A 15,505-nucleotide genomic window follows, 5' to 3' on the forward strand; every position below is an offset into this window, starting at 1 on the left:
CTTCTGGAAAGCAACCAATTCTCCCTCGGCGCACGCGAAATAACGTGCCAAGGGAACACACGACAAACCGCAAAGCGGTTTGCGTGGATGACGCAAGCCGAACACGGCTTGCTATTCGCGACAAATCGCTTCGCGATTTGCGCTGGTAACGCGGGGTGGAGCAGCCCGGTAGCTCGTCAGGCTCATAACCTGAAGGCCGCAGGTTCAAATCCTGCCCCCGCAACCAATATCCCATCCCTCATAACAACAATTATCACAGACGCGCGCGCCAAGACCGCAGCCGAAACCAACATCAAAATGCCCGCGTTCTGCGGGCTTTTTTATTTGGTTACGCGTCGAGGATTGAACGACTTCTCAGGCCCAGCAAGGAGGCAAAGCCGACAAAGCACACAATACTGCAAAGCCGGACAACAAAAGCAATCGCCTCTGCCTTGCAATCTTCATGGTCACTTCTCCGGAGCAAGAATGCAGCATTGCTCCGGCAAGGGCACGAGTACGGCCGCACCGCCGGCAGTCATCGGCTCAGACAAAGTGCCGTTGGCGACGATATCGCCGGCGGCCGTTTGGCATTGATATTGATAAGCGCGGCCGAGATAGGTTCGTGTGCCCAAAATAGCCGGCAAGCCGTTGCCATCGTATCGAACCGACAGTCCGTCGGCACGGCAGCCGAGGATGAAACTGTCCGGCAGAGGCCCGAAATCATCCTGCGAAAGCGTGATCTTCGCGCCGCCGGCACCCTCTGCCGTCACCAGGGCGCCCTCGCGCGCGACGGCCCGCAGCGGCAGCAGGTTCTCGAAGCCGACGAAACGCGCGACGAAAGCATTCGCCGGCTTGCGGTAAAGGACTTCGGGCGTATCGAGCTGCATGATCCGGCCGGCATTCATGATGGCGACACGATCCGAGATCGAGAAGGCTTCCTCCTGATCGTGCGTCACGTAGAGCGACGTCGTGCCGTTGGCGCGCTGCAGCTGGCGGATTTCCACGCGCATGTCGACCCTGAGCTTGGCGTCGAGATTGGAAAGCGGCTCGTCGAACATCAGAAGTGGCGGCCCGATGACGAGCGCGCGAGCCAACGCCACGCGTTGTTTCTGGCCGCCCGACAGTGCAGCAGGCAGGCGGTCGCCAAGGCCGGAAAGGCCGACGCGTTCCAACATGGCTGCAGCCTTCCGCTGGCGTTCCTGGGTCGCCATGCGGCGCTGTTTGAGGCCGAAGGCGACGTTTTCAAGCACGGTCAGATGCGGAAACAATGCATAGTTCTGGAACACCAGTCCGATATCCCTAGCATGCGCCGGCAGGGTCGTCAGGTCACGATCGCCCAGCTTGATGGTGCCGCTCGTCGGCTGCAGGAAGCCGGCGACGAGCCTCAGCGTCGTCGTCTTGCCGCAGCCGCTCGAACCGAGCAGCGAGACCAGGTCGCCGGCGCCGACAGAGAGCGAGAGATCCTGCAATACGGTTGTCTTGCCGTAATGAGCGCTGATGGAACTGATGGAGAGCGATACGGTCACGGGTGGCTACTTTGTCAGGAAGGTGAGGCCCAGGGTCGCTTCGACGATCGCCATGACGGCGACGGTCACGAGCATCAGCAGCACGGAGACCGAGGCGATGGTCGGGTCGAAGAACTGCTCCATATGGGCGAGGATCTGGATGGGAAGGGTGGAGATGCCAGGCCCGGTCAGGAAGACCGATACCGAGACATCGTTGATGGAGGTGATGAAGGCGAGAATGAAGGCGGCGATGACGCCGGCGCGGATATTCGGCAGCACCACCGTCAGAAAGGTCTTCAAGGGCGGGCAGCCGAGGCTGATGGCAGCTTCCTCGATCGAGAAGTCGAAGCTCGCGAGGCTGGCGCTGACGACGCGCACCGAATAGGGCAGCACTAGCAGCGCGTGACCGATCAAGAGGCTCGGGAAGATCGGAAGCTGAAGCCCGATGGTGATCAATTTCATCAGCGAAAAGCCGAAGACGATTTCCGGAACGAGGATCGGTAGGACGAAGAGCGTCGAAAGCCAGCGCGGCAGTTCGACCCTGTAGCGGCTGATGGCATAGGCCGCGGGAATGCCGATCAACAGCGAAAGCGCTGTTCCGAGGAAGGCGAGCTCTAAGCTGGTGATTGCCGTCGTGCGGAAGGCCTCGATCTGGAAGATGTTCGAGAACCAGCGCAGAGTCAGGCCCTGTGGCGGAAAGGTCAGATAGGTCGTGTTGCTAAAGGCGGCGCCGATGATGATGGCGAGTGGTGCCAACAGGAAGAGGAAGACGCAGCCCGTGAAAGCGATGAGTGCAGGGTGGATGGATTTTGTCATGATCACACCGCCATCGGGTTCAGCCGCCGCGCGATACGGCTCATGATCGCCACGATCCCGATCGTCACGACCACCATGATGGCGGCAATCGTCGAAGCGCCCACCCAGTCGAAGGTGACCATGGCGCGCTGGTAAAGGAAGGTGCCCATCATCATCTGCTTTTCGCCGCCGAGCAGCTGCGGCGTGGCATAGGAGGTGAAACTGCCGGTGAAGACCAGTACGGCGCCGACGATAAGGCCCGGCGTGGCAAGCGGTAGGATGACCTGCCGGAAGGTCGCGGCCGGTGTCGCGCCGAGGGAGGTCGCAGCCTGAATGAGATCCTGCGGTATGCCCTCGAGCACGCCGACGAGGGTCAGGATCATCAGTGGCACGAAAAGATAGACCATCGCGACGATCACCGAACCCTCGGTATACAGCATCGACAGCGGCTCGCTGATGACACCCATGGAAAGCAGGATGGTGTTGAGAATGCCGTTCTTGCCGAGAATGATCAGCCAGGCGAAGGAGCGCACGACGACGCCAGTCAACAGCGGGAACACGGCGGCGATGATCATTATGCTTTTGGCGCGGCCCGGCATCTGCGCGATCACATAGGCGGCGATGAAGCCGATGATCAGCGAGATTACCGTCGTAATCAGCGCAACCTCGATCGTCCTGAAGAGCACCGTGCGGCGAAAGCCACTGGTAAAGAAGGTGATGTAAGGGGAAAACAGCCCTTTTGGCTCACCGAATGTCGCCGCGATCGTGATGATGACCGGGACGAGTAGGAACAGTGTCACGGCGATGATTGCCGGCGCCGTCAAACCCCATTTTGCAAGATGCTTCATCAGAAGAATTCCGTAAGAGTGCCGCAGGCCGGCTGCGGCACGCCTTTATTACATGCCGAAGATCTCGTTCCAGCGATCGATCCAGTCCGATTGAGCTTCGTTCAGCTTCTGATAATCAATCCGGCTGAGCTTGGCGATCATTTCGGCGCCGTAAGTCCAGAGCTTGGCTTTCTCAGGCGTCAGCACCACCTTGGTCGAGACTGGTGCATCGACGCCCTGCTCGGCTTCGGCTTGCTGCACGTCCTTCGACAGGACGAAGTTGATGAACTGGTGGGCAAGCTCGACGTTTTCGGAGCCCTTGGGGATGTTGACCGTGTTGAGGGTGGCGATATCGCCCTCCTTAAGATCGGCCCAGGCCATTGTGGGAACGGCCGCGCGCATCGATGTCAGAACGAAGTCCTGTGCCAGAGCCACCTTGACCTCGCCCGTCGAGATCAGGTTCACCAGCTCGGAGCCGGTGTTGTAGTTCTTGACGACGTTCGGCTTCAGCGCCTCGATAGCTGCAAAGGCCTTGTCGGCATCTGTGTAAGGATCGACGCCGGCATGTTTGCCGGCTTCAAGCACCGTCAGCGGCCCGGCCGTTGTGGTGATGCCCGGAAGCGAAATGGCACTCTTCAGGTCGGCGCGCCAGAGATCGTTCCAGGAGGTGACCGGCGTGCCGACCTTGGCCGTATCGTAGACGATGCCCACGCGGCCGATCGTGTAAGCCGGGCCGTAATTGCCTTGCGGCGCCTTGGCGATGTCGTAGAGATCGGTGAGGTTCGGGAGCTTGCTGCGGTCGACTTCCTGGAAGAGACCTTGTTGAATGCCGATCTGCGAATAGCTGTCGGTCAGGTAGATGACATCGACACCCTTGCCGCCGCGCAGTTTCAGCTTGTTGAGACGGTCGGCATTGTTGCCGGTTTCGAAAACAACCTCACAGCCGCAGATTTTCTTGAACGGCTCGATGATATTGGCCTGCATCTTCTCGCCGTTATAGCCCCACCATGACACGGTCAGGGTCTTTGCCTGGGCGTAGGCCGGTAGGGCGGCAGTCGCTGCGATAATCGCAAAGCCCGCGACATGGGCAAGAGAGAGGCCCTTCATTATCGATCCTTTAATCCGTGAAATCCTGCAGATGCTTCAAGCTTGGAGGATACTATTTTTCGAGCATAGGCTTTACAAGCCCAACAATTGAGCACGCAGCGGTTTTTCAGGCTCGATATGGACGGATCAGTTATTTTGGCGCGCCGCAGGGCCAGGAATGCAACTCACTGAGATGGTTTGCTTTCCTGAAGGTCGGGTAAGCGGCTTTACACATCGGATCGCCATCTTTACCTTCAGCGGAACGAGTTTCCTGCTGGCATGCCAATCATGACATCTCCCACGACAAACCTTCCCGACGATCTGCTTGTGAATGCGGAAGACGAGGTGTTGATCCGCCAGGATCTGACCCTGACCGCGCTCGGTCGCCGCCCCGCCGCCCGCTCGCTGCGCGTCGGCCGGCTGCTCGACGTGCACAGCCGCACCTGGCTCGAAGATCAGGAGATCGTCATCAAGGGCAGGCGCATCGCCTATGTCGGCCCGGCCGGCAGCTATAAGGGCGAGGTCGGCGAGCGCATTCACGAGCCGCAACTGTCTGCCGTTCCCGGCTTCGGCGAGGCGCACAAGCATATCGAAAGTTCGCATCTGACGCCGGAATGGGAGGCCGCTTTGGTTATGCCGCACGGCGTGACCTGGACCTGCGAAGCGAGCCACGAGTTTTCCAATGTGAACGGCGCCCGCAATCTCGAATTCTGGCTGGAAGCGCGTCGCCGCGGATCGCCGATGAAGATATTCCCACTGCCGGGCTCGGCCGTGCCGCCGACCGCCTATGAATGGGGCGGCGGCCACTTCGGCTATGACGAGCAGAAGGCCTTTCTCAATGAAAGCCTGATGGTCGCCGGCCTCGACGAGGTGATGGATTGGCCTTCGGTCAGTAATCCGGAGAATCCGGCTTACGATCGCCTCTGGGGCATGATTCGCGCTACGTTCGAGCAACGCGGCGTTGTCGAAGGCCATGGCGCCGGCCTACGCGATCTCGCGTCGATCAATGCTTTCGCCGGGGCGGGTCTCGCTTCCGATCACGAAGGCTGGTTCCTCGACGAAATCTGGGAAAAGCTCACGCACGGCCTGTTCATCGAGCTTCGGCCGCATTCCCTGCCAGAGGTCATCCAGGGGCTGATCGACAAGGGCCTATCCGACTGGTCGCAGATTGCATTCGTCACCGACGATCGCAGCGCTTCCGACACATTGAAGATCGGCGCGACCGATCACAATGTCCGGCTTGCGATTGAGAACGGGCTGGCGCCTGAAATCGCTATTCAGTGCGTGACGATCAATCCGGCGCGGCATATGCGGCTCACGCCCTGGGTCGGCTCGATCGCTCCCGGTCGCTTTGCCGATATCGTGCTTTTGGACGATGTGGCGAAGTTGTCGATCGCCAAAGTCTGGGCAGATGGTAAGCCGGCTTCCGAAGGCGGGACCTTCGTCGGTGTCCGCCCCGAAATCGACTGGCCGGATTGGGCGACAAAGACGGTTCGGATCGATAGAATCGTCTCGGCCGAGGATTTTCGCATTGCTGCCCCATTGGAAGCTGCCACCGCAAAGGCGGCGCTATTGCGGCCGTTCCATTGGGCCGACGATTTCATCACGATGGATCTGCCCGTCACCAATGGCGCCGTCCAGCGCGATTCCGACCGCAACGTTACCAAGTTCGCCATCGTCGACCGGTTTTCCGGCGAAGCCAAAGTCGCCCGCATGTTCTGGCTCGGCACCGGGCCGCGCACGCCGGATACCGCGCTTGGCGCCACGCTCGGCCATGACAAGCACAATATCTGGGTCGTCGGTTCTTCCGATGAGGCCATGGCCATGGTCGTCAATGCGCTCAACGAGCAGCAGGGCGGCTGGGTGCTGGTTTCGGGCGGAGAAGTGATCGCTCGCGTCCACTACGAAGTTGGCGGCTTGATGACCGCGAGATCAGCCGAAGAGCTGGATGCCGAAATGCAGAAGCTGTATGAGGCTGGTGCCGGCATCGACTGGATGTATGAGCCGACATTTTCGCCGCGCTGGTGGCCAGGCTTTCCGGAACGCCTCTCCTTTGCGACGCTCACCTGCGCGCCCTGGCGTTGGGTTCTGGTGGCCCCGTCAGAAAGAGCTCCGGAAGGCTTCGTCAATGTCGCGACCGGAGAAACTCATCCCGTCGTCTGGCAGGGATAGCCTTAGGAGCGCCAACGGATATCCGATGGGATGCCGGTTCGGATGGACCAGCTGAGGGCGATTGGCATTCGTTTATCGCGGGCATTCCCGATGGCTCTTGACGATTGAGCCTGGTTCCATAATTATCCATTTGGTTACTTGTGTTGCGCGTCGGTCGCGGAAATTGGGTGGAGCCACTTGCTTCCGAGCTTGCCAGCGGACATTGGAAACCAGGCGGAGGAGGCCGCGGTGACTACCGTTGATAATGATATGCCAAGGATGACGTTGGCATTTTCCACGCTGGGATGTGCGGACCTCGAACTGGACCAAGCCCTTGCCTTGGCAGAGCATCATGGTCTCGACGCTATCGAAATTCGCGCTCTTGGTGGCACGATCGATCTGGCGACTTACTTCACCGAAAGGTTCGGCTCGCCGGCCGCACTTGCCCGTGCGCTAGAAGAGTCCACCGTAAGTGTCTGCGCCTTTAATACCTCGCTGCGCCTTGTCGGCGCGACATCTGAGGCGAAGGAGGAGTTCCTGCGCTATCTGCCTTGGGCGGAGGCGGCCGGTATCCGGTCGCTGCGGGTTTTCGACGGCGGCGGAACGGGCGATGAGAGAGAGTTGGACGAAGCGTTATCAACACTGCGGTGGTGGGACGAAACAGCCACGCGAGAGGGCTTTGCCGCCGAGATGGTCGTCGAGACCCATGATTGTCTGGTAACGTCGGACGCGATCGCTCGCATTCTCAGGGCCGCACCCGATTGCGCGCTGCTCTGGGATACGCATCACACCTGGCGCAAGGGCGGGCAGGATCCTGTCGAAACCTGGAGACAGGTTCGGGGCAATACCCGCCATCTTCATGTGAAGGACAGCATTTCCAAAGCGGGGCCGCGGCTACCATATAGCTATGTACTGCCGGGCAGCGGGGAATTTCCCATGGCGGCGTTGCGTTCCGCTCTTGCTGCCGATGGCTATGCCGGCGTCGTCAGCCTAGAGTGGGAGAAACTGTGGCATGCCGAACTGCCGTCATTGGATCTGGCTCTGCAGGCAGCGCAAGGAAACGGATGGTGGCCTCAAGAATTGGGCGGCGAATGACCGGAAAAGCCTGTTAATACTTTAGTTGAATTGTATATGACAAGAACGCGCAGCGATTGACTTTTGCAATGGGTTACTAGTTACTGTATTAGCAATAAATGAAGTAAGATCGTCGACGGCGTGGCGGCGTCCGGTTGACTATGGTCTTTGCTGCAATATTTCCAGCTCGGTAAAGGGGGGCCCTAATGATTAGGGTTTGAGGTGTCTGGAAGATGGATGAGGCAGATCTAAAGCACCAGAAATTTGACGATTCGGAGCCCATCGCACCGTTTCCAGCCCCCGCTGCTCGCCATCGGCGCTCTGCCCAAGATCTGCTCCCTGACGAGGGGAAGTTTGATGAACGGTAAGGCGAGCCGTAACGACGAAGGCCATAAGGACCTGATCTTAAGGGCGATTGCCGAGGGCGGCCTAGGATTCGCCACCCAATGGGTCCATGACGCCGTGAATATCGAAAGAGTATTTTATGCCGAAAGCCTCGCGCGTGTGACGGAGGCGGATGGAACAGTGCATGCGGCGGGCGCATTTGTCTCGCTCCTCGAGCGGCAGGATCGTTGGTTCGCGCTTGACCTGCACATTCTCGATATGGTGCTGTCAGCTCTTGTCGCGGATGAAACGCTTGTTCTCGGCTGTAATCTATCGGTGTCCGGCCTGTCCCAGCCGGATCGGTTTGCGGATATTTTCAGCCGAATCACCCGTCGGCCGGAGCTCGCTTCCCGGCTGATCGTCGAGGTCACGGAAAGCTACCCGCTTGTCGGCGCCGCCATCGAGCGGGTGAAGATCATCCGCTCGCTCGGCTGTCGCATCGCGATCGATGATTTCGGCTCAGGCTTCGCCACACCGGCATCGCTGCTGCAGGTGACCGCCGATATCGTCAAGATCGATGCAGCGTTCCTGCGGGATAACAGGCGAGGCCGCGATGGACACGATAGCCTCTTCCATCTCGTCGGCTTTGCCTCCTGTTTTGCGCCTTTCGTTGTCGTCGAAGGCATCGAGACTGACGCTCAGCTCGATGCGGCCCGCGCGGCGGGCGCGACCCATGTGCAGGGCTTTCTTTTGTCAAAGCCGGTGTCACTGCCGAAGCTGCGCCGACACAAAGGCAAGATCGGTCTGCAGGGGGGTGCATGAGCCATTCCGCCACTGTTGCGTCGAATAAGGTCGCAACCCCGGTGCCCGATGCAAGAGAGGCAGGCGCGGGCCGTTTGCCGAAACAGCCCGCGTCGCCGGCATGGGTGTCGCGGTGATGCGGCAGCCGCTCTTTGCTTCGGACTATCGGGCGTCCGCCGCGCAGGCGACGCGGGAATTGAAGGTCAAAACGCTGCTGCGCGCCCTGGTGCGCCGGCTGCACGATGCGCTCTCCACCGGCGATAACGCCCTATCAGCCGCATTCTCCGGTGGGGAAGCGCCGCAAATTCTCATTCGTGATGCATCGGCAGAGTTGGTCGGGCGGATTACGATAGATGCCGAAAGCGACCTCTATGTCTTTTGTGAATTGGGGGATGGTGCCACGGACATCGTCATCGCAACGGCCAGCGAGGATAGATTGCTGGAGGAGATCGTCCTTCATCTTCGGGAAGGGCATCCGGTAGGCCAGGCCGTCGACGCGGCAATCGACATGCTCGTCGGCCAGACCATCGAGGATGTCGAGCGCAAGCTCATTTTGCAGACGCTTCGCCACTGCAAGGGAGATCCGACACACACGGCATTCATGCTCGGCATGCCACTTGCCACTCTCTGCAACAAGCTGTCGGCCTATTTTGCAGAATCAGCCAGCGAGCTGCCGCAGGCTGGGGTGGTCGCGGGGTTTGCGATGGGAGCCTACCGACTTTGATCGCGGCCGCACCTGGTGCGGACGCATTCTGCCCCGGCAACTGTGCAGGGGATTACGCGCCTTGAATATGGCGCAATTTGAAACGGTGAGACATCCGGCAGCGGACGCCCCACTTGATGCAATCGAGCGGGGCGGCGCACGAGGAACCTAAGGAGATCTGGGAAACGATCATGGATTCTTTCAGCGAGAGAAAAATGCCCGCTCGACCGCGGATGCAATCATTGTTCGAAGGCTGCGTGAAAATCGTTTCGGCCTATGTCAGCCACAATACAATACCAGTCGCCAGCCTGCCGAAGCTGATCAAGAACACCTACGAGGCGCTGCACGCCTTGGATGGATTTGCTCCCGCCGTCGAACGGAGTGTTTTGGTGCCGGCCGTGGATTTGAAGAAATCGGTGACGAACGACTACATCGTCTGCCTGGAGGACGGCAAACGCTTCAAAACGCTGAAGCGTCATCTGCGCGTGCATTATGGCCTGACGCCTGAGGAGTATCGGCAAAAATGGGGGCTCGCTCCCAGCTATCCGATGGTCGCACAAAACTACGCAAACCGACGCTCGGAGCTGGCGAAACTTTCCGGCCTCGGTGCCAATGGCAGCCGGAAGGAAACCGTTGGTTCGTGAACCTGACCGAGAAATCCCTTGGGTTCTGAAGAAGGAGGCCGTGCATGTTTCGCCATGCGCAGGCAGCGGCAGCATGTGCCTGTCTCACTCGGTAAAAAAACGGCGCCCTGCAAGGGGGCGCCGTAAATCTCATGAAATATTGCCGGGCTCAGCCAAAGGCCGATTGAATCCGCCGATCAGAAGACCTGACGAAGTGCGGTGAACAGCACGAAAGCGAGTGCGATGGAAGCCGGCAGCGTCAAGATCCAGGCCATCAGCATGTTGCGCACGGTAGACCATTGCAGCCCCGAACCATTCGCCGCCATGGTGCCGGCGACACCGGAGGACAGGACGTGCGTGGTCGAGACCGGCAGGCCGAGATGGTCGGCAGCACCGATCGTCAGCATGGCAACCACTTCGGCGGCGGCACCTTGGCCATAGGTCAGGTGCGTCTTGCCGATCTTTTCGCCGACAGTTACGACGATACGCTTCCAGCCGACCATGGTGCCGAGGCCCAGTGCCAGTGCGACGGCGACCTTCACCCAGAGCGGAATGAACTTGGTCGTGTGATCGACGGCGGCGTGATAGCTGGTGACGGCCTTCAGGTCGTCGGCGCTCATCGGCAGCAGCTTCTGCTTGTCGATCAGCTTCAGCGATTCACCGATGAGGTAGATGTCGTTGCGGACGTTACTGACGAGCCCGTTCGGCAGCTTCTCGACGCTCGGATAGGCGGCAATCGAGGCGCTCGTTGCGTGAATATAGGCCTGCAGCGCCGGAGTTGTAACATCCGTCCAGGTCTTGCTCTTCACGGCCGCGCTGACGGCAGCCTTCGGATCGGCAGGAGCGGCGACGCCGGGCTTTACATACTTGCCCAGTACCGTCTCGACCTGCACGGAGGCTGCCTTGTAGGCATCGAGATAGTTGATGTCGGGCGTCCGGTTCAGCGCGAAGGCAGTCGGCACGAGACCGATGAGAATAAGCATGATCAGACCCATGCCCTTCTGGCCGTCGTTCGAGCCGTGAGCAAAGCTGACGCCGGTGCAGGTGAAGATCAGCAGACCGCGGATCCACATCGGCGGCGGTGCATTGCCCTTCGGTGCTTCATAAAGTGCCTTGTTGCGGATCAGCACCTTGGCGACCAAAAGCAGTATCGCGGCCGCGCCGAAGCCGATGATCGGCGACAGCAGCAGTGACATGCCGACGCTGCTTGCCTGCGACCAGTCGACACCGCTTGTGGCGGAACCGGCAGGCGCCAGGAACTGGTTGGCCAGACCGACGCCGATGATGGAGCCGACAAGCGTGTGTGAACTCGATGCCGGCAGACCCAGATACCATGTGCCAAGGTTCCATATGATGGCAGCGGTCAACAGGGCGAAGACCATGGCAAGACCGGAGCCGGAGCCGACCTGAAGGATCAGTTCAACGGGCAAAAGCGCCAGAATGCCGAAGGCGACGGCGCCGGAAGAAGTCAGCACGCCGAGAAAGTTGAAGAAGCCGGACCAGATGACGGCGAACTCAGCCGGCAAGGAGCGGGTATAGATCACGGTTGCGACCGCATTGGCCGTATCGTGGAATCCGTTGACGAACTCGAAGCCGAGCGCGATCAACAGGGCAAGACCTAGCAAAATCCACGGAACCGCCGCAGCTTCGGCGAGATCGCTGCCGAGAGCATAGCCGACATAGGCGAGACCGCCGAGGACGATGATGCCGAAGAGCGGCAGGAACCATTTTGCTGAGCCGGAGGCACCATGAATTGGGTGATTGGCGTTGCCACTCTCTAAACTGCTTGCAGCGAGGTCGACCATCTCAAACTCCTTTATGGCAATTGATATTTCTGGTGTAGGCTTCCTTCGTGAAACTCTCGTGACGCGCGAGCGAAGCCGAATATCCCGTGCGCGCCGGCGGTCATGCTTATCCGATTTCTCCGACGGGCAACCTTCGGCCGGTTGCCGGCTTAGAGCCGGTCACGATTTTGCCGTCAAAACGCCTTTTTCGGTTCAGCCGGCGTTCATACCTTCGAGGTTTAAATCCAGCGTGCAAGGGACTTGGATAGAGGACCATCAAAGATGAAATCGACTGTGTTTGCCATCGCTGCGTTGCTCGGCGGATTGGCTGTATCGTCGGCAGAAGCAATGCCCGTTCCTGCTATCGGGACAGCGGCCGGAGTGACAACACCCGGAGCGCCGATTGTGAATGTTGACTATGCCTGCGGCCGCGGCTGGCACCTCACCCGCTGGGGTGAATGCCGCCCGAATCGCTGGGCCCCGCCGCCGCGCCGCTGGGGGTACTACAGACCGCCACCGCCGCCACCATGGGGTTGGCACCATCGCCATCATCGCGATGACTGGCGTGAGGACGGTTGGCGTGGACGCCCGCGCGACTGGTAAGCCAGTTTGACACGTAAGACGAAAACACCGCCGCGTTCAGCGGCGGTGTTTCTTTAAGAGCGGTAGCCGTTGCGCAATGCGCACGCCGCCAGCCATAGGCCGGCCCCGGCCGCCATCAAGGCCGATAGGACCGTCATGAGGCTTTTGCCGTGCACGACGATGTCTGCCGGCCTCGGCCTGACCAGATCGGCCGTATTGAAGCTCTCCCCGCTGAACTTGCAGAGAACGAGCGACAGATTGTTGCGCACGAGGATGGCGTCGATATCGGAAACGAGATCTTCGACCGAAGCCCTGTCGCCATTCATCATCCGCATCTGCAGCAATACGGCCTTGGCTGCCGCGAGATAGGCATGCGAACATTCGTTGAAGGGGCTTTCCTCGTCGTTGACGCTGCCCGGCATGATGCCCCAGAGACAATAGGCTCGCTGGATCTGAGCGAAATTCAGAAGCCGGCGAAAGGTCTCATCGGTGTTCGGCACATCTTCCGCGACCGCGACGATCCGCCTGTAGTAGGGCGCAATCAGAGCCATTTCGCCATGGGTGAGGCTTGGTATCGGAATGCCGGCATGGCTTCCCGATGCCCTGTCGCCATGGGCTGCAAGCACTGTCGGCCAGATGGATAAAACGAGGCAGATGGCGGCGAGCAGCGCGCCGCTTCCGGATCGGCGTTTCCCGCGCACGACGGAGCGCGCGGGAGGCGATGGCTGTATCATTTCAGGCCTGGCGCAGCGCTGCGTTACCGCGGTAGCGCGTCTGCGGCAGCATGCGTTCGGCCCATGCACCGAAGGCAAGCCCGAGCGTAGCCCACAGGATGGCATGCATCCCGAGTGAGGTGATGCGGAAGTGCCAGAGCACCACGGCCGAGAATTGTTCCGGTACTTCGTTGATCGATGGGAGCAGATACTGGATCAGCGCGACGAAGACGATGTAGCCGACGCCGGCAATGATCGCTCCGTTCCAGGATCCATAGCGTGCCGCCAGGCGGCGGCCGAAGCCTACGGCGACGATCATGCCGACGATGGAGGCGACGATCATGATGAAGAACAGTTCGGTTCTGGCGCCGATCGTGTCGGCATTGCCGACCGCCGGCGGATTTGCCGGATACTTGATGTCCGGAACGAGCGAAATCGTCACGAAGGCCGCGACAGCAAGCAGCGCCGCCGTACCGCGCGCGCCGAGCGGGCTGATGCGGCCGTAGACGAAGGCGAAGACCAGCGCGAACAACCCGCCGATCGCCGTCGAGAAGATCATGCTGCCGATGAAGAGGCCGATGCCTGCCTGCGTGGCGCGGCTGACGATTTCCGGTTCCGGCGCTTCGCCTGCCGCTTGCGCGGCCTTTTCTTCAAAGCCGATGGCCCAGTCGACCAGCGGCTCGCCGAAGGTGTGGGCGAAGGCAAAAACGAGAACACCAGCAAGTGCCCCGACGATCATGCCGCGGAGCAAAAGACGTCCAACCATGCGCTTGTCCCCTTAGTGGCAGGGGAAGCCGAGAAGGTGACGGGCGTCATGCACGAACTCGTGCACATAGCTGCCTGACAAGAGGGAGGCTGCGCCTTCCTCTGCGCCGACGAAATAGATCGCCAGCAGCATCAGCAGGCCGGCGAACACGGCCCACGGCAGGATTTGGCCGAGCGGTATCGGCTGCGGTATCGCGGACGGTGCGAAAGCGGTATCAGACATTGTAATCCCTCTTGAAGAAAAGCGCGTTCCATTAGCGGAAGGGTTTTTACGGGAAGGGTCTGGCTCTCGAGGGCGAAGTTTCCGTCATCGATTACAGTGGCGCGACCGCGCCGGGATTTCACCGGCTTCCACACCCGTAAGTACAAGTTTATATCTGCCTGCGAAGATGGTTGTCAATCAAGCGCGTTCGTGGGGTGTACCTCGGCTGAACTCGGGCCGGGTGGATTCCGGCTCGTTCGCTTTGCCGCTATGCTCATCGAATCTCGACGCGATCCCGGCGCACCGAAAAACACGCTCAACTGCAGCTCAAGGAAAACAACGAATGTCGAATGAGAATGGCACCAAGGTCATTCACGGCAGAACGCCGGAATCGGCGGTTATGTTGGCAAACGTCAAGCGAGCAATGGCGCTTACCGCTGCGCTTAACCGCTTGACCTTTGACGATGCAGGCGAGGTTCGAGCCTTGTTCAGCGAACTCATCGGCAAAGAGGTGGACGAGAGCTTTGTCCTGATCCCGCCGTTCTACACTGCCGGCGGGAATGAAATCCGCGTCGGGCATAATGTCTTCGTCAATCAGAACTGCACTTTCTATGACCTTGGTGGATTGGATATCGGCGACGATGTGATGATCGGACCAAACGTGAGCATCATCACGATAGGCCATCCACTTGAACCTTCGCAGCGCCGAGCCATCACAATTGGAAAGCCCATCGTGATTAAAAGAAACGTCTGGATCGCAACCGGCGCAACAATTGTCGGCGGAGTGACTGTGGGCGAAAACTCCGTTGTGGCTGCCGGTTCAGTCGTCACCAAAAACGTTCCTCCGAATAGCCTTGTCGGAGGAAATCCGGCGCGTGTCATCCGCATGATCGGCGACAATTGAAGGAACACCGACAACGGCTCGCGAGCTGAGATTCGAACCGGGACACGACCGAAGCGCGATGCAAAATCGCGCCGACATATGGAGATATGAAGTGTCATGAAAGCGCGCCTGAGCTGGATTTGCCACGGCCCGACGGAGGCCAATCGGAAGGGCTGCTTCCCGGATGACGAACCGCTGGAGGATAAAGCGACGCTTCGAGCTGGGTTCTCCCTCGATCGGCTCGGGACGATCGATCGCATTTGGACGAGCCCGGCTTTGCGGGCACGTCAGACGGCGGCGCTGCTCCGCCTCGACGCCATCCCGGAACCTGCCATGTGCGAATGCGACTATGGCGATTGGCGCGGACGGTCGCTCGCAGAACTTCATGGCAGCGATCGGGACTCTCTCGCCCTATGGATGACCGATCTAGAGGCCGCGCCGCATGGCGGCGAATCCCTGTCGTCGGTCATGCGACGCATCGACGAATGGATGGGACGTCATTTTCAGGAAGCCGGGCATACCGTCGTCGTCACCCATGCCAGTGTCATCCGCGCCGCGATCCTGCATGTGCTGCAGGCGCCGGCTTCGGCATTCTGGACGATCGACGTCGAGCCGTTCGGCCTCGTCGAAATGACAAGCGACGGCCGGCGCTGGCAGCTTCGCTTCCCACAGATGGTGAAATAGTGCTCGGAGCAATTCGAGGAAAAG

General features: G+C 60.0%; 16 protein-coding genes and 1 tRNA gene. 9 read left to right on the plus strand and 8 right to left on the minus strand.

Annotated features, from left to right (window positions below; genetic code table 11):
* Positions 1-149 precede the first annotated feature (149 nt).
* Positions 150-226 (plus strand) — tRNA-Met (locus QD409_RS04265).
* 220 nt (positions 227-446) lie between these two features.
* On the opposite strand, the gene QD409_RS04270 is transcribed toward QD409_RS04265, so the two are convergent.
* Genes QD409_RS04270 through QD409_RS04285 form a run of 4 tightly spaced genes read right to left on the minus strand, consistent with a single transcriptional unit; the run spans position 447 to position 4,213 of the window.
* Entirely contained in the window at positions 447-1,505 is a 1,059-nt protein-coding gene (locus QD409_RS04270) for an ABC transporter ATP-binding protein (RefSeq protein WP_092855826.1), read from the minus strand.
* Positions 1,506-1,511: 6 nt separating this feature from the next.
* Positions 1,512-2,300, minus strand: a complete 789-nt coding sequence (locus tag QD409_RS04275; protein ID WP_430761903.1) for an ABC transporter permease — start codon at positions 2,298-2,300, stop codon at positions 1,512-1,514.
* A gap of 2 nt (positions 2,301-2,302) precedes the next feature.
* On the minus strand, positions 2,303-3,127 hold the full coding sequence (locus QD409_RS04280; protein WP_092855824.1) for an ABC transporter permease: 825 nt from the start codon (positions 3,125-3,127) through the stop codon (positions 2,303-2,305).
* A 48-nt stretch (positions 3,128-3,175) separates the two neighbouring features.
* Positions 3,176-4,213, minus strand: a complete 1,038-nt coding sequence (locus QD409_RS04285; RefSeq protein WP_092855822.1) for an ABC transporter substrate-binding protein — start codon at positions 4,211-4,213, stop codon at positions 3,176-3,178.
* 267 nt (positions 4,214-4,480) lie between these two features.
* Here QD409_RS04285 and QD409_RS04290 point away from each other — a divergent pair, with 267 nt between their 5' ends.
* From QD409_RS04290 to QD409_RS04310, 5 genes are all read left to right on the plus strand, one after another.
* On the plus strand, positions 4,481-6,364 hold the full coding sequence (locus tag QD409_RS04290) for an adenine deaminase (protein ID WP_092855833.1): 1,884 nt from the start codon (positions 4,481-4,483) through the stop codon (positions 6,362-6,364).
* Between the two features lie 228 nt (positions 6,365-6,592).
* Positions 6,593-7,438 carry a sugar phosphate isomerase/epimerase family protein gene (locus QD409_RS04295; protein WP_245298179.1) on the plus strand — a complete coding sequence of 282 codons (846 nt, stop codon included), beginning with the start codon at positions 6,593-6,595 and terminating at the stop codon, positions 7,436-7,438.
* Between the two features lie 336 nt (positions 7,439-7,774).
* Positions 7,775-8,563 carry an EAL domain-containing protein gene (locus tag QD409_RS04300; RefSeq protein WP_092855819.1) on the plus strand — a complete coding sequence of 263 codons (789 nt, stop codon included), beginning with the start codon at positions 7,775-7,777 and terminating at the stop codon, positions 8,561-8,563.
* 115 nt (positions 8,564-8,678) lie between these two features.
* Positions 8,679-9,266, plus strand: coding sequence for a helix-turn-helix domain-containing protein (locus QD409_RS04305; RefSeq protein ID WP_430761904.1), 588 nt, complete (start codon positions 8,679-8,681; stop codon positions 9,264-9,266).
* A gap of 236 nt (positions 9,267-9,502) precedes the next feature.
* A complete protein-coding gene (locus QD409_RS04310) occupies positions 9,503-9,889 on the plus strand; it encodes a MucR family transcriptional regulator (RefSeq protein ID WP_430761905.1) in 387 nt (128 codons plus the stop codon).
* 176 nt (positions 9,890-10,065) lie between these two features.
* Here the strand turns inward: QD409_RS04310 and QD409_RS04315 are convergent, their stop codons facing one another.
* Positions 10,066-11,673 carry an inorganic phosphate transporter gene (locus QD409_RS04315; RefSeq protein WP_430761906.1) on the minus strand — a complete coding sequence of 536 codons (1,608 nt, stop codon included), beginning with the start codon at positions 11,671-11,673 and terminating at the stop codon, positions 10,066-10,068.
* Positions 11,674-11,934: 261 nt separating this feature from the next.
* Here QD409_RS04315 and QD409_RS04320 point away from each other — a divergent pair, with 261 nt between their 5' ends.
* The gene (locus QD409_RS04320; protein WP_092855817.1) at positions 11,935-12,255 is read left to right on the plus strand and encodes a GCG_CRPN prefix-to-repeats domain-containing protein; all 321 of its coding nucleotides are present in this window, start codon (positions 11,935-11,937) and stop codon (positions 12,253-12,255) included.
* Between the two features lie 53 nt (positions 12,256-12,308).
* Here the strand turns inward: QD409_RS04320 and QD409_RS04325 are convergent, their stop codons facing one another.
* Genes QD409_RS04325 through QD409_RS04335 form a run of 3 tightly spaced genes read right to left on the minus strand, consistent with a single transcriptional unit; the run spans position 12,309 to position 13,935 of the window.
* Positions 12,309-12,968: a hypothetical protein gene (locus QD409_RS04325; RefSeq protein WP_167668093.1), complete on the minus strand. Its 660-nt coding sequence runs from the start codon at positions 12,966-12,968 to the stop codon at positions 12,309-12,311.
* A gap of 1 nt (position 12,969) precedes the next feature.
* The gene (locus QD409_RS04330; protein ID WP_092855816.1) at positions 12,970-13,713 is read right to left on the minus strand and encodes a CbtA family protein; all 744 of its coding nucleotides are present in this window, start codon (positions 13,711-13,713) and stop codon (positions 12,970-12,972) included.
* A 12-nt stretch (positions 13,714-13,725) separates the two neighbouring features.
* On the minus strand, positions 13,726-13,935 hold the full coding sequence (locus QD409_RS04335) for a CbtB domain-containing protein (protein ID WP_092855815.1): 210 nt from the start codon (positions 13,933-13,935) through the stop codon (positions 13,726-13,728).
* A 322-nt stretch (positions 13,936-14,257) separates the two neighbouring features.
* Between QD409_RS04335 and QD409_RS04340 the strand changes: the two genes are divergently transcribed.
* Together QD409_RS04340 and QD409_RS04345 are read left to right on the plus strand one after the other, a co-directional pair.
* Positions 14,258-14,818: a sugar O-acetyltransferase gene (locus tag QD409_RS04340; protein ID WP_430761907.1), complete on the plus strand. Its 561-nt coding sequence runs from the start codon at positions 14,258-14,260 to the stop codon at positions 14,816-14,818.
* A 96-nt stretch (positions 14,819-14,914) separates the two neighbouring features.
* Positions 14,915-15,481: a histidine phosphatase family protein gene (locus QD409_RS04345; protein ID WP_430761908.1), complete on the plus strand. Its 567-nt coding sequence runs from the start codon at positions 14,915-14,917 to the stop codon at positions 15,479-15,481.
* Positions 15,482-15,505 lie beyond the last annotated feature (24 nt).

The organism is Rhizobium sp. BR 315 (assembly GCF_050577975.1).
Lineage (GTDB): Bacteria > Pseudomonadota > Alphaproteobacteria > Rhizobiales > Rhizobiaceae > Rhizobium > Rhizobium miluonense.